This window comes from Pseudomonas sp. FW305-28 (assembly GCF_017351395.1).
Taxonomy (GTDB): domain Bacteria; phylum Pseudomonadota; class Gammaproteobacteria; order Pseudomonadales; family Pseudomonadaceae; genus Aquipseudomonas; species Aquipseudomonas fluorescens_AA.
Window position 1 is genome coordinate 1 of sequence record NZ_JACNDD010000163.1, and the last position, 13,960, is coordinate 13,960.

Annotated in this window: 10 protein-coding genes; 7 read left to right on the top strand and 3 right to left on the bottom strand. The window is 63.3% G+C overall.

What is annotated here, in order from left to right; all coding sequences use genetic code 11:
• A partial coding sequence (locus J4E53_RS26240) for a retention module-containing protein (RefSeq protein WP_207268215.1) occupies positions 1-1,953 on the bottom strand: 1,953 nt, incomplete at its 3' end.
• Between the two features lie 455 nt (positions 1,954-2,408).
• Between J4E53_RS26240 and J4E53_RS26245 the strand changes: the two genes are divergently transcribed.
• From J4E53_RS26245 to J4E53_RS26255, 3 genes are all read left to right on the top strand, one after another.
• Entirely contained in the window at positions 2,409-3,767 is a 1,359-nt protein-coding gene (locus J4E53_RS26245) for a TolC family outer membrane protein (RefSeq protein WP_072412345.1), read from the top strand.
• Positions 3,768-3,796: 29 nt separating this feature from the next.
• A complete protein-coding gene (locus J4E53_RS26250) occupies positions 3,797-5,956 on the top strand; it encodes a type I secretion system permease/ATPase (RefSeq protein ID WP_060738686.1) in 2,160 nt (719 codons plus the stop codon).
• Between the two features lie 176 nt (positions 5,957-6,132).
• Positions 6,133-7,497: an HlyD family type I secretion periplasmic adaptor subunit gene (locus J4E53_RS26255; RefSeq protein WP_103310828.1), complete on the top strand. Its 1,365-nt coding sequence runs from the start codon at positions 6,133-6,135 to the stop codon at positions 7,495-7,497.
• A gap of 132 nt (positions 7,498-7,629) precedes the next feature.
• Here J4E53_RS26255 and J4E53_RS26260 read toward each other — a convergent pair whose 3' ends face one another.
• Together J4E53_RS26260 and J4E53_RS26265 are read right to left on the bottom strand one after the other, a co-directional pair.
• Positions 7,630-8,226, bottom strand: a complete 597-nt coding sequence (locus J4E53_RS26260) for a tRNA-uridine aminocarboxypropyltransferase (protein ID WP_103310827.1) — start codon at positions 8,224-8,226, stop codon at positions 7,630-7,632.
• A 2-nt stretch (positions 8,227-8,228) separates the two neighbouring features.
• Positions 8,229-9,122 (bottom strand): LysR family transcriptional regulator, encoded by an 894-nt coding sequence (locus J4E53_RS26265; protein WP_003184133.1) that lies wholly within the window; start codon positions 9,120-9,122, stop codon positions 8,229-8,231.
• Positions 9,123-9,432: 310 nt separating this feature from the next.
• On the opposite strand from J4E53_RS26265, the gene speB reads away from it, so the two are divergent.
• The 4 genes from speB to J4E53_RS26285 form a co-directional block, all read left to right on the top strand.
• Positions 9,433-10,383 (top strand): agmatinase, encoded by a 951-nt coding sequence (speB, locus tag J4E53_RS26270; RefSeq protein ID WP_103310825.1) that lies wholly within the window; start codon positions 9,433-9,435, stop codon positions 10,381-10,383.
• A gap of 9 nt (positions 10,384-10,392) precedes the next feature.
• A complete protein-coding gene (locus tag J4E53_RS26275; RefSeq protein WP_103310824.1) occupies positions 10,393-10,800 on the top strand; it encodes a nuclear transport factor 2 family protein in 408 nt (135 codons plus the stop codon).
• Positions 10,801-10,849: 49 nt separating this feature from the next.
• Complete coding sequence (locus J4E53_RS26280) at positions 10,850-12,361, top strand: cytosine permease (RefSeq protein ID WP_177431742.1); 1,512 nt, start codon at positions 10,850-10,852, stop codon at positions 12,359-12,361.
• A gap of 223 nt (positions 12,362-12,584) precedes the next feature.
• Positions 12,585-13,960, top strand: a 1,376-nt coding sequence (locus J4E53_RS26285) for a sodium:solute symporter (RefSeq protein ID WP_207268216.1), incomplete at its 3' end; no start/stop codon positions are given.

Genomic DNA, 13,960 nt, shown 5'->3' on the forward strand with positions numbered 1-13,960 from the left:
GCCGCCGTGCAAACCTTTGAAATCGGCGTCAGCGGTGTTGAGGGTGTAGGTGTAGGAACCGTCGGCGTTGAGCACCAGGGTGCCGTAGGTGCCAGTAAAAGTGCCGGGCGTGATTGGGCCGGACGCCACGTGATCCGCACCTTGGGTGTCGTTGGTCAGAACGCTGCCGGTCAGGGTCAGGTGGGTTTCCGAAGCCGTGCTGGCGTTGCTGTCGTCCACGGCTTTAGGCAGGTCATCGACGATGTTTACGTCCAGGTTGCCGTTGGCTGTGGTGCCGTTATCGTCGGTGGCGACTACGGCGAACTGTTCGCTAACGCTGTTGGCGCCGTTGGCGTTGGGATGGGCTTCGTTGTCCAGCAGCGTGTAGCTGTAGCTGACCACACCGGTGCTGGCGTTGTAGCCAGTGATGGTCAGGGTGTTGCCCAGCGCAGTGGTAATCGATTGTGGGAAACCCGCCGCCACGCCGCCGGTGACGACGTTGATACCGCCCACGCTGAGGGTCTGCACGCCGTCCAGCGCGGTCACGGTGAACGTGCCGCTTTGGGTCAGGGCCGATGCGTCCGGGCTGCTGCCGTCGCTGAGGTTTTTTTCCTGCAACGACAGCTCGCCACCTTCAGTGTCGAGGCCGGTGATGATCACCGGATCGTCGTTGTTGTGTACTTGCAGCACCAGGTTCGCGGTGCTGGTGTCGCCATCGGCATCGGTCAGGGTGTAGGTGAACGTCTCGGTACCGCTGCCCCCGCCATGCAACGCGACGAATTGCGGGTCGCTGGTGTTCAGGGTGTAGGTGTACGTGCCGTTGGGGTTGAGCACCAGGGTGCCGTAGGTGCCGGTGAACGTCCCGCCAATGATCGGCCCGCTGTCGGGGCCGGTGGGGATCCGGTCGGCGCCCTGGTGGTCGTTGGGTAATACGTTGCCGGTAAGGGTAACCAGGGTTTCCGACGCGGTGTTCGCGTGGCTGTCGTCGATCGCCTGGGGCACGTCATCGGTGATGTTGACGTCCAGGGTGCCGGTGGCCGTGTCGCCGTCGGTGTCGACGGCCACCACGGGGAACTGCTCGGTAATGTTGTTGGCACCACCGCCGGCAGGATGGGTTTCATTGTCTGTCAGGGTGTAGGTGTAACTGACCACCCCCGTGGTGGGGTCATAGCCCGTGATGGTCAACGTGTTGCCCAGCGCCGACGTAATGGTTTGAGGAAAGCCCGCGGGCACGCCACCACTGATCACGTTGATGCCGCCGATGCTCAGGCTGCTCAGCCCGTCAGGCGCGGATACCGTGAAGGTGCCATTTTGCACCAGCGCCCCCGGATTGCTGGCCGAACCATCGGCCAGATTGGCCTCGTTGGTGGTCAGTTCGCCGCCCTCGACATTGACCCCGTCGAGGGTCACGGGGTTGTCCGGCGTCTCAGGAGTTACCGGCGGGGTTGCATCGTCGCCGGTGTTATCCGGGTCACCGGCCAAGCGTAGCTGTGGAAACTCGGGAATCCCGTTGAACCCGGCCGTCGGGAAACCGATCAGCGGATCGACCTCCCCGCCGACTTCTTCCAACAGCACAAAACTGTGCCCACCGCCTACACCACCCGGGTTGCCACCTTCGGGTCCGGCGGCCGTGGCTTCACCGGTCTGGGTCGGGTCGGCACCGGCGGCGATGGCTTGCTGCAGCTTTTGCACGTCGGTCAGTTGCGCGTCGCTCGGCGTCGTCGTGTCGGGCGTGTCGACATGAGGCGCATGGTTGGCCAGCAGCTGCGGGGTCAGGGTCAGGTTGCTTTCGCGGCCCAGGGTCAACGACTGGCCGTTCTGCAGATGCACAGCCACGGCCCCTTCGGCACCGGTGACCAGGTGTTCGCCGGCATAGAGCCGATCGCCTTCGACCAAAGGCCGCCGCAGGCCACCGGCCGCTTCTGCGAAAACTTGCCCGACCACTTTGCTGACGATACCGATGAGCGCTGCCATGTGCATTTCCTCCGTTGCCGACCGCAATCGGCACCTGTCTGGGTGAAGAATTCGTCCTCAGGTTTGGCGACCCCAAAAGCTGGAAAATCTGCCAGCTTTCGCGAAAGCAGAAGGTGCTGGCAATTCGCCTAAACGACAAAAAACCGTCACCAAAAACCGCTTCTCACATCGCCCTTTCGGCACTTCTTCACGTCGCTTAAAAATCTGCATGAAACTTTTATTGACGCCTAAAAGCCGTCAGAACCCGCAGATTCAAAGGCTTTCGCTTTGAACAATGTGCCGGTTTTTTTCAAGCACATAAGTTTTTTTCGGAATAATCCTTATGAGAAATTCTTCTTAGGTTTTGCTCAGGATGTTCTTAGCTGTGTTGTTACAAGGTTGAAACGGTTTTGATCTTAAATACGTCAATATTTTGGCGACAAGCGAAGCACTACAGACCTCAGGAGATGCACCCCATGCGCGTTCTAACCCCCCTCTGCAGCGCGGTTTTGCTGGCCATGGCCTGCTCTTCTCAGGCGCAGGCCATGTCGTTGACCGAGGCGATCCAGAGCACCATCGCGACTCACCCGGAACTGGCACAACGGGTGGACAGCCGTCTGTCGGCCAATGAAGACGTCAAGGTCGCCAGAGGGGGCTTTTTCCCATCGGTGGATCTCAATGCCGGTTACGGCCGGGGCTACAGCGACAACACCAACACCCGTGCCCTGGGCAACCACCACACCAATATCCTGACCTACACCCAATCGGAGCTGCGCCTGCGGCAGATGATCTTCGACGGGTTCAACACCGCCAATGAAGTGCAGCGCACCCAGGGCGTGGTCAATTCCCGGGCCTATTACGCCCAGGGCACCGCCCAGGATCTGGCGCTGCGTACCATCGAGGTCTACCTGGAAGTACTCAAGCGGCGCGAGCTGGTGACCCTGGCCAAGAACAACCTGCAGGCACACCTGCGGGTCAACGACCAGATCGGCCTGCGCACCGAGCGTGGGGTGGGCAGTACGGCCGACTCCGACCAGTCCAATGCCCGTCGGGCCCTGGCGGAAAACAATTACGACACCGCCCAGGTGGACCTGGCGGACGCCGAGGCGAACTTCTACAGCGTGGTCGGGCGCATGCCCGATGAGCTGGAGGCGCCGCCCTCGACCAAAGGCGAAATCCCCGCCGACCTGCGCGAAGCCCAGCAAAGCATGGTGGATAACAACCCGTACCTGAAATCGGCCCAGGCCGACATACAGTCCGCCGAGAGCCAATATGAAGTGGCGAAGTCGCCGTTCTACCCGCGCTTCGATGCCGAAGCGGCGGTGGGCGCCAACAACAACCTCGGCGGCGAAGAAGGCCACGACAACAACTGGCGTGTGGGCGTGGTGATGAACTACAACCTGTTCCGCGGGGGCAGCGACAAGGCGCGGCTGGCGTCCAACGCCCACCAGATCAACCAGGCCATGGACATCCGCAACAACGCCCTGCGCCAGCTCAACGAAGACACCCGCCTGGCCTGGAACGCGATGCTCAACGCCCGCAAACAGACCCCCACCGCCCGCGAATACGCCGACACCACCGCCCGTGTGCGGGCCGCGTACCAGGATCAGTTCGGTCTCGGCCAGCGCACCCTGCTCGACCTGCTCGACAGCGAAAACGAGTTGTACAACGCCAACCGTCGCTACACCGAGGTGCGTTACACCGAGGAGTACTCGATGTACCGGGTGCTGGCGAACATGGGCCTGCTGTTGCACAAACAACGGATCGTGCTGCCGGCCGATGCGGTCGCGCAGACCGAAGTCAAGAATCAGGCACGGCTGCCGGAACTGAAGTAGCCCCCTCCGAAAAAATGGGAGCGAACACTGTGACCAGCATGGAACCCACCACCCCCGGCGCCGATCCGCGCCTGAACTTCGATGATCCCTTGCTGGACGGCCTGTTGATCCTCTGCAAACTCCATGGCGCGACGGTCAGCCGCGCCAGCCTCAGCGCCGGGCTCCCTATGGCGCACCAACGCTTGAGCCTGGACCTGCTGCCCCGCGCAGCGGCCCGGGCGAGCTTGCAGGCGCGGTTGTTGCGTCGTGAGCTGGCGGACATCTCCCCCCTGAACCTGCCGGTGATGCTGATTCTGGCGGGGGGGCGCTGCGCGGTATTGCGGCGCTGGGGCGAGGATGGCAAGGCGCTGATCCTGCCCAGCGAAGCCGATGGCGGCGAGCAGTGGGTCAGCCGCGAGGAACTGACCACCGATTACAGCGGCCAGGCGCTATTCGCCCGGCCGCGCCATGAACTCGAAGACCTGCGCTCGCCCCTGGTACCCCGGGTCGAGGCGTGGTTTCGCGACACCTTGAAACTGTCGCGCTGGCTGTACAGCGACGCGATCCTGGCGAGTTTCCTGATCAACCTGCTGGGGCTGATGGTGCCGCTGTTCGTCATGCAGACCTACGACCGCGTGGTGCCGAACCAGGCCACGTCCACCTTGTGGGTGCTGGCCGTGGGGCTGTTGATCGGCACCGGCTTCGAACTGGTGCTGCGGGTGGTGCGCGCCCATCTGCTGGACACTGCCGGCAAGAAAACCGACGTGATTCTGTCCGCCACCCTGTTCGAACGCATCACCGGCATGGCGATGAAGGCCAAGCCGGTGACCATCGGCGGCTTCGCCCAGAGCATCCACGACTTCCAGGGCCTGCGCGAATTCCTCACGGCGGTGACGCTCACCAGCCTGATCGACCTGCCCTTCGCCCTGCTGATGCTCGTCGTGATCGGCCTGCTGGGCGGCTGGCTGGTGGTGATTCCCGTGATCGCGTTTCCGATCACCATCATCTTCGCCATGATCATCCAGGTGCGCCTGCGCGACACCGTGCAAAAAAGCCTGGCCCTCGGCGCCCAGCGCCAGGCCCTGCTGATCGAAACCCTCGGTGGCCTGGAAACCCTCAAGGCCTGCAGCGCCGAAAGCGAGCGCCAGCATCAATGGGAAAGCACCCACGGCGCCCTCACCCGCCTGGACAGCCACGCACGCAACCTCTCGGCACTGGCGACCAATGGCACGTTGTTCCTGCAACAACTGGCCGGCATGGCGACCATCGTCGCCGGGGTCTACAGCATCATTGCCGGCAACCTCAGCGTCGGCGCGCTGGTGGCGACCTACATGCTCGGCAGCCGGGTGCTCGCCCCGCTCGGGCAGATCGCCGGGCTGATCACCCGCTACCAGCAAGCCCAGCTCACCATGCGCAGCACCGATGCCTTGATGGCGTTGCCCCAGGAGCGAGACGCCAAGCAGCGGCCCCTGGACCGTACCCAATTGCAGGGTGCTCTGGACGTCAGCGGCGTGACGTTCCACTACAACGGCCAGAGCGCCCCGGCGCTGACCAATATCAGTTTCAGCCTCAAGCCCGGCGAACGGGTCGGGATCATTGGCCGCAGTGGCTCGGGCAAGAGCACCCTGGCACGCCTGGTGATGGGTTTCTATGCACCGGAGGAAGGCCAGTTACTGCTAGACGGCCTGGATCTGCGGCAACTGGACGTCGCCGACCTGCGCCAACAGATCGGCTACGTCGCCCATGACCTGCCGCTATTGGCCGGAAGCCTGCGGGACAATCTCACCCTGGGCGCGCGCTACATCAGCGATGCGCGCATGCTGGAAGTGGCGGAACTGACCGGTGTCACCGAACTGGCGCGCCAGCATCCCCAAGGTTTCGACCGCCCGGTGGGCGAGCGCGGGCAACTGCTGTCCGGCGGCCAACGCCAAGCCGTGCTGCTGGCCCGGGCCTTGTTGCTCGACCCGCCGATCCTGCTGCTGGACGAACCCACCAGCGCCATGGACAACACCAGCGAAGACGTCCTGCGGCAGAAGCTTCACCCCCATGTACAGGGCAAGACGGTGCTGCTGGTCACTCACCGCACCTCGATGCTGAGCTTGGTGGACCGGTTGGTGGTGCTGGATAACGGCCGGATCGTGGCGGATGGGCCGAAGGAAGCGGTCATCGATGCCTTGCGCAAGGGACGGGTAGGCTCTGCGGCGGTTTAAGCCGCTCTAACTGTCAGCACAGCACCTGTGGGAGCAAGGCTTGCCCGCGATACAGGCGCCTCGGTTCCAGTGAGACCGCATTAGCTTCATCGCGGGCAAGCCTTGCTCCCACAGATAACCCTCTCAAGCCACGGGTATGTGTTCGGCTTATTTCACTCAACTGACGGGTACCGCCCATGTCTGCCCAAACACCGGATTCAACCGCCCGAAGCTACTTCGGCAGTTTCAGCAAAAGCGCCGAAAGCGAGTTCATGCCGGAAACCGCCGGCGCCACGCTGCAGGATTCGCCCCGGCGCTCGCGCGTTACCGTGTGGCTGGCCGCCGGGTTGATCATCACCGGGCTGGTCTGGGCGAAGTTGGCGGTCTTGCAGGAAGTCACCACCGGCGAAGGCAAGGCGATTCCGTCGAGCAAGATCCAGGTGATCCAGAACCTGGAGGGCGGCATCGTCACCGAGATATTCGTGCGCGAAGGCCAGATGGTGAACAAGGGCGACACCCTGCTGCGCCTGGACGACACGCGATATCAATCGAACAAGGGCGAAAGCGAAGCCGACCGCTATGCCTTGACCGCCCAGGTCGAACGCCTGTCGGCCGAGGCCGAGGGCCGGCCCTTCAAGCTTTCAGATGAGGTGATCGCCAAGGCCCCGCAAGTGGCCGAGGACGAGCGTTCGCTGTACGAACAGCGCCAGCGGCGCCTGGCCAGCGAACAACGGACCCTGACCGAACAGCTGCGGCAGAAGACCCAGGAGCTGGCGGAGTTTCGCTCCAAGCAAGGCCAGTTCAGCTCCGCCCTGGCCTTGCTGCAGGAAGAAATGAACATGTCCGCGCCGCTGGTGCGCACCGGGGCGGTGTCGCCGGTGGAAATCCTGCGGCTCAAACGCAGCGCGGTGGAAATCCGCGGTTCGCTCAACGCCACCACCCTGGCGATTCCCCGGGCCGAATCGGCGATCAACGAGATCAAGAGCAAGATCGACGAATCGGAACAGACCTTCCGCTCCGAGGCGGCCAAGGACCTCAACGAGAAACGTACCGAACTGTCGAAAATCACCGCCTCGAGCATCGCCATCGACGACCGCGTGACCCGCACGACGGTGGTCTCGCCGGTGCATGGGGTGATCAAGCAACTGAAGGTCAACACCATCGGCGGCGTGGTGCAGCCGGGCAACGACATGGTGGAAATCGTGCCCCTGGAAGACAACCTGCTGATCGAAGCCAAGGTCCGCCCCCAGGACGTGGCGTTCCTGCACCCGGGCCAGAAAGCCATGGTCAAGTTCAGCGCCTACGACTACACGATCTATGGCGGGCTGAGCGCCAGGCTCGAACTGATCGGCGCCGACACCATCACCGATGACAAGGGCAACAGCTTCTACCTGATTCAGGTGCGCACCGACAAAAACCACTTGGGCGGGGATGCCAAGCCGTTGCTGATCATTCCGGGAATGGTGGCGACGGTGGATATCATCACCGGGGAGAAAAGTGTCCTGGATTACCTGCTCAAGCCGGTATTGAAGGCGCGAACCGAGGCGATGCGCGAGCGGTAGACTTTGGCAGGGATCTTCGGTGCCTGGTCGATCGCTATCGCGAGCAAGCTCGCTCCCACAGGGGGGGCTCCAGCGCGCATAAATCCACTGTGGGAGCGAGCTTGCTCGCGATGAGGCCGGCAGCCACACCGCCTATTTTTCAGCATGATTACGACGAAACGTCTGCTCCCCCATCGCCGCAATCTGCCCCTCGATCAAGGCCTCGAACGGCCTCAACAACGCCTCGAAACTCGCCGGCGCTTCCAGGACCTGCAACGCCTGGACTATCGCCTCCACCGTCGACAACGCCCCCGGTCCGGGCGCCTTGCGCAAGCGGTAACGGGACACAGCGCCTTCGGCCAGGGTCACTCTCGGCAGTGCCGCCAGCAACGGGTTGAGGTGCAGCAGCTTGCGCGCCTTGCGCCAGGTGCCATCCGGGACGACCAGCAAGATCGGCTCATCGGACGGGGCGCAGGTCTGCAACGGTAGCGCCTCGTCGCCAGGAAACAACAACCGCGCCTGATAACCCGGTGGGTTCAGCAGCCGGGGCAAATCCTCGAACACCTCACCCACGATCAACTCGGCATTATTGAGTCCCAACGCCGCCAGCCGGGCGGTATTCAAGGCGTGGTTCACTTCACTGGGATGCTGCAACAGCAAGACGCGGGTGCGGCTGTCGAGGCTGGGGATCAGCGGGCACAGGCAATGGCTTTGTGGCCTGTGGCAACGCGGGCATTGGATTCTGGACATGGTCAGGCCTGGTTCAGTTGAGCTTTGAGCAAATCACGGAAGGTCTGGATCAGCGGCTCGCGGCTGCGACCACGGCGCACGATCATCGAAAACGGCGCCTGATAGCCGAAGGTCGCTGGCAGCAACACCCGCAAGTCACCCTTGTCGACCCAGGCCTGGGCGTAGTGCTCAGGCAGGTAGCCGACGTAGGCACCGGACAGCACCAGGATCAACTGCGCCTCCATGCTCTCCACCGTCGCCGCGCTGTGCTTGAAGCCGTGGCGCGCCAGTTCGGCCTGGCTCCAGTAACCGCGCCCGACCATGCGCTGTTGGGTGATGACCTGCTCGGGAATGCGCCGCTCGTTGAACAACGGGTGACGGTTGCTGCAATACAACCAGTGCTGCTCACGGTACAGCGGCATGTAGACCAGCCCGCTCATGCGCGTGGAAAACGCACCGATGGCCAGGTCCAGGCGATTGTCCTGCACGCCGAGTTGCAGCTCGTAAGGGCTCATGACCGACAGATGCAAATGCACCGCCGGATGTTCCTGGCTGTAGGCACCGATGGCCTCGGCGAACGGCAAGGCCTTGTCGCTGACGGTGGAGTCGATCACCCCCAGGTTCAGCGTACCGCGCAGTTCCCCCTTGAGCGCGGCGGCGTACTGCTCGAACCCTTCGAGCTCGCCCAACAGGCGCAGGGTTTCCTGATGGAACAGCTCGCCCTTGCTGGTCAGGCTGAACCCGCCCCGGCCGCGATGACACAGCACCAGGCCCAGGGCCGATTCCAGCTGGCTCATGTAGGTGCTGATGGCCGACGTGGACAGGTTGAGCTCGTGCTGGGCATTGGCGAACCCCTGGTGCCGGACCACGCTGACAAAAATGCGCAGCAGTTTCAGGTCGGGTAGAGCGTTGGCCATTGAGATGTCTCCATACAGGCGGGTCACTGCACATTTGTGGCGAGGGGATTTATCTGTGGGAGCAGAGCTTGCTCGCGATGCAGGCGCTTCGGTTCCAGGGGAAACCGCATGAACTTCATCGCGGGCAAGCCTTGCTCCCACAGGCTTGCACCCACCATTTAACCTCAACAGATCAGTCGCGAGTCTATCGCCCCGCCCGCCATTAGTTTAGAAAAATCTGAACTAAGTATTTGCCGCCAGCGATTCTTCACGGCAACGGCTTTTCGCAGAATCGGTCCCTGATAAGTAAAACAACGATGAGGCCCTACCTGTGGACAAGATTCTTCACCAACCACTGGGCGGCAACGAAATGCCGCGCTTCGGCGGCATCGCCACCATGATGCGACTCCCCCATTTGCAGACCGCTGCCGGCCTGGACGCGGCCTTCATCGGCGTACCGCTGGACATCGGCACCTCCCTGCGCGCCGGCACCCGTTTCGGCCCTCGCGAGATCCGCGCCGAATCGGTGATGATCCGCCCCTACAACATGGCCACCGGCGCCGCGCCGTTCGACTCATTGTCGGTGGCGGACATCGGTGATGTGCCGATCAACACCTTCAACCTGCTGGACGCGGTGCGGATCATCGAAGAGTCGTACCACAAGATCCTCGAACACAACGTCATCCCCCTGACCCTGGGGGGCGATCACACCATCACCCTGCCGATCCTGCGGGCGATCCATAAGAAACACGGTAAGGTCGGCCTGGTGCACATCGACGCCCACGCCGATGTGAACGACCACATGTTCGGCGAGAAGATCGCCCATGGCACCACCTTCCGCCGCGCCGTGGAGGAAGGCCTGCTCGATTGCGACCGCGTCGTGCAGATCGGCCTGCGGGCCCAGGGCTACACCGCCGACGATTTCAACTGGAGCCGCAACCAGGGCTTTCGTGTGGTCCAGGCCGAAGAGTGCTGGCACAAATCCCTCGCTCCACTGATGGCCGAAGTGCGCGAGAAAGTCGGCGGCGGCCCGGTGTACCTGAGCTTCGACATCGACGGCATCGACCCGGCCTGGGCGCCCGGCACCGGTACCCCGGAAATCGGCGGCCTGACCACCATCCAGGCGATCGAAATCGTCCGGGGCTGCCAGGGCCTCGACCTGGTCGGTTGCGATCTGGTAGAAGTCTCGCCGCCGTACGACACCACCGGCAACACCTCGCTGCTGGGCGCCAACCTGCTGTACGAGATGCTCTGCGTACTGCCCGGCGTGGTTCATCGCTGAGGTGCGGCCATGAACGATCGAGATCAAATCCTCAAGGCCGCCGCCGAGCTGGTGTCGGCCTTCGCCCGCAATGACCGCGACGCCTACTTCGGTGCGTTCACGGCCGATGCGAGTTTCGTGTTCCACACCCTTGAACAGCCCCTGCTGTCACGCGATGCCTACCAGGCGTTGTGGGATCGCTGGAGGTCCGAGGATGGCTTCGAAGTGCTCAACTGCACCTCGAGCAACGCCTTCGTCAGCCTGCAAGGGGACGTGGCGATTTTCATCCATGACGTGGCCACCGAGCTGCGCATGCAAGGGGAGCTTCACTTTAGCCAGGAGCGCGAAACCATTGTGTTTCGCCAAGAACAACAAGGCCTGTGGCTGGCCTGTCACGAACACTTGTCCGCAATGCCGGAAGGGCTGCCATCCCCTTAGCAACAGGCGACATCCACACCCGATGAATGCGCCTCGATGATCGGAGCAGATCATGCATAACAATAACGATAAAAGCCTTACGCACATTGAAACCAACGGGGTCGAACAGATCCCGGACCACGAACGCACTGCCGGCCCGGGCGACCTGTTTCGCCTGATCTTCGGCGGCGCCAATACCTTCGCCACCGCCGTGCTCGGCAGTTTCCCGGTACTGTTCGGCTTGTCGTTCCAGGCCGGGGTCTGGGCGATTGTGCTGGGGGTGTTGGTGGGTTCGATCATTCTCGCGCCGATGGGCCTGTTCGGCCCGCTCAACGGCACCAACAACGCGGTGTCTTCCGGTGCGCACTTCGGCGTGCACGGGCGCATCGTCGGCTCGTTCCTCTCCTTGCTGACCGCCATCGCGTTTTTCTCGCTGTCGGTGTGGAGCTCGGGCGATGCGTTGATCGGCGGCGCCAAGCGGCTGGTCGGCGTGCCGGAAACCGACCTGAGCCTGGGCCTGGCCTACGGCCTGTTCGCCCTGCTGGTGTTGACGGTGTGCATCTACGGCTTCCGCTTCATGCTGTGGGTCAACCGCATTGCCGTGTGGACCGCCAGCCTGCTGTTCCTGCTGGGCATTTTCGCCTTCGCACCGACCTTCGACAGCCAGTTCGCCGGCACGGTCAGCCTCGGCCAGCCGGGCTTCTACGCGGCCTTCATCGGCGCGGCGCTGGTAGCCATGAGCAACCCGATTTCCTTCGGAGCGTTCCTGGGCGACTGGTCGCGCTACATCCCCCGCGACACGCCCAAGCGCCGCATCATGCTGGCCGTGATCGCGGCACAACTGGCGACATTGATCCCGTTCCTGTTCGGCCTCGCCACCGCCACCATCGTGGCGATCAAGGCGCCGGACTACATTGCGGCCAACAATTACGTGGGCGGGCTGCTGGCGGTTTCGCCGGGGTGGTTCTTCCTGCCGGTGTGCCTGATCGCGGTGATCGGCGGCATGTCCACCGGCACCACGTCGCTGTATGGCACCGGGCTGGACATGTCCAGCGTGTTCCCACGGGTGCTGTCGCGGGTCAAGGCCACGCTGCTGATCGGCGTGCTGTCGATTGCCTTTATCTTCATCGGGCGCTTCGCGGCGAACCTGGTGCAGAGCGTATCCACATTCGCCGTGCTGATCATCACCTGCACCACACCGTGGATGGTGATCATGATCATCGGCCTGCTGGTGCGCCGCGGCTTCTACTGCCCGGATGACCTGCAAGTGTTCACCCGCGGTGAAACCGGCGGGCGCTACTGGTTCAGCCACGGCTGGAACTGGCGCGGCCTGGGGGCGTGGATCCCCAGTGCGCTGGTGGGGTTGTGCTTCGTCAACCTACCGGGGCAGTTCGTCGGGCCGCTGGGGGAATTGGCCGGCGGGATCGACATCAGCCTGCCGGTGACCCTGGGCCTGGCCTCGGTGGTGTACCTGGTGCTGCTTGGGTTGTTCCCAGAGCCGGCGGCGGTGTATGGGCCGGATGATCCGCGTAGGAACGATTCGGCGTCCATCGATAAACCGCAGCTCGGGCAGACCGCCTGACCCGAGGTGAACGCATCACCTGGCTGTAAATGCAACACCTGAGGCCGGGAGCTTTTGTGGCGAGGGAGCTTGCTCCCGCTGGACCGGGCTGGCGCTCCAGTGCGGAGCGCTCCCGAAATAGCGATTGCTTCGCAACCGAGCGGGAGCAAGTTCCCTCGCCACAAAAGCGTCACCCGACATCACCCCGACTTCCTATAAAAAAAACAATCGGAGACACGCCACCATGGCTTTGGACTTAATCGTCGTTCTCATCTATGCCGCCGGCATGATCGCCCTCGGCTGGTACGGCATGCGCCGCGCCAAGACCCGTGACGACTACCTGGTGGCCGGGCGCAACCTCGGCCCGGGCTTTTACCTAGGCACCATGGCCGCCACCGTCCTGGGCGGCGCATCCACCATCGGCACCGTGCGCCTGGGCTACGTCTACGGCATTTCCGGGTTCTGGCTGTGCGGCGCCATCGGCCTGGGCATCGTCGGCCTGAGCCTGTTCCTCGCCAAGCCGTTGCTCAAGCTCAAGATCTACACCGTGACCCAAGTGCTGGAACGCCGCTACAACCCGGCGGCGCGCCAGGCCAGTGCGCTGATCATGCTGGTTTACGCACTGATGATCGGCGCCACCTCGACCATTGCCATCGGCACCGTGATGCAGGTGTTGTTCGGTTTGCCGTTCTGGGTGTCGATCCTGGTGGGCGGTGGCGTGGTGGTGCTGTATTCCACCATCGGCGGCATGTGGTCGCTGACCCTCACCGACATCGTGCAATTCCTGATCATGACCGTCGGCCTGGTGTTCCTGCTGATGCCGATGTCCATCAGTGACGCGGGCGGCTGGGATGCCATGGTGGCTAAACTGCCAACCAGCTACTTCGACTTCACCGCGATTGGCTGGGACACCATCCTCACCTACTTCCTGATCTACTTCTTCGGCATCTTCATCGGCCAGGACATCTGGCAGCGCGTGTTCACCGCCCGCAGCGAAGGCGTAGCCAAAGTGGCCGGCACCGCCGCCGGCCTGTACTGCGTGCTGTATGGCCTGGCCGGGGCGTTGATCGGCATGGCGGCCAAGGTGTTGCTGCCGGACCTGGAGAACGTCAACAACGCCTTCGCCAGCGTGGTGCAGACCAGCCTCCCCAACGGCATTCGCGGCCTGGTGATCGCCGCGGCCCTGGCGGCCTTGATGTCCACCGCCGCAGCGGGCCTGCTCGCCGCGTCCACCACGGTGGTCCAGGACTTGCTGCCCCGCCTGCGCCAGGGCCGTGAGAGCGGCAGTGGCGACGTCCACGAGAACCGCATCGCGACCCTGCTGATGGGGGCGGTGGTCCTGGTGATCGCCCTGGTGGTCAGCGACGTCATCAGCGCCCTGACCCTGGCCTACAACCTGCTGGTGGGCGGCATGCTGATCCCGCTGATCGGCGCCATCTACTGGAAACGCGCCACCACTGCCGGGGCGATCACCAGCATGTCGCTGGGCTTCTTGACCGCGCTGTTCTTCATGCTCAAGGACGGCCTGGACGCCAACACCCCGATCTACTACAGCCTGAGCGTGGCGCTGGTGAGTTTTGTGCTGGTGAGCGTGTTGTCGCCACGGCCGAGTACGGTGGC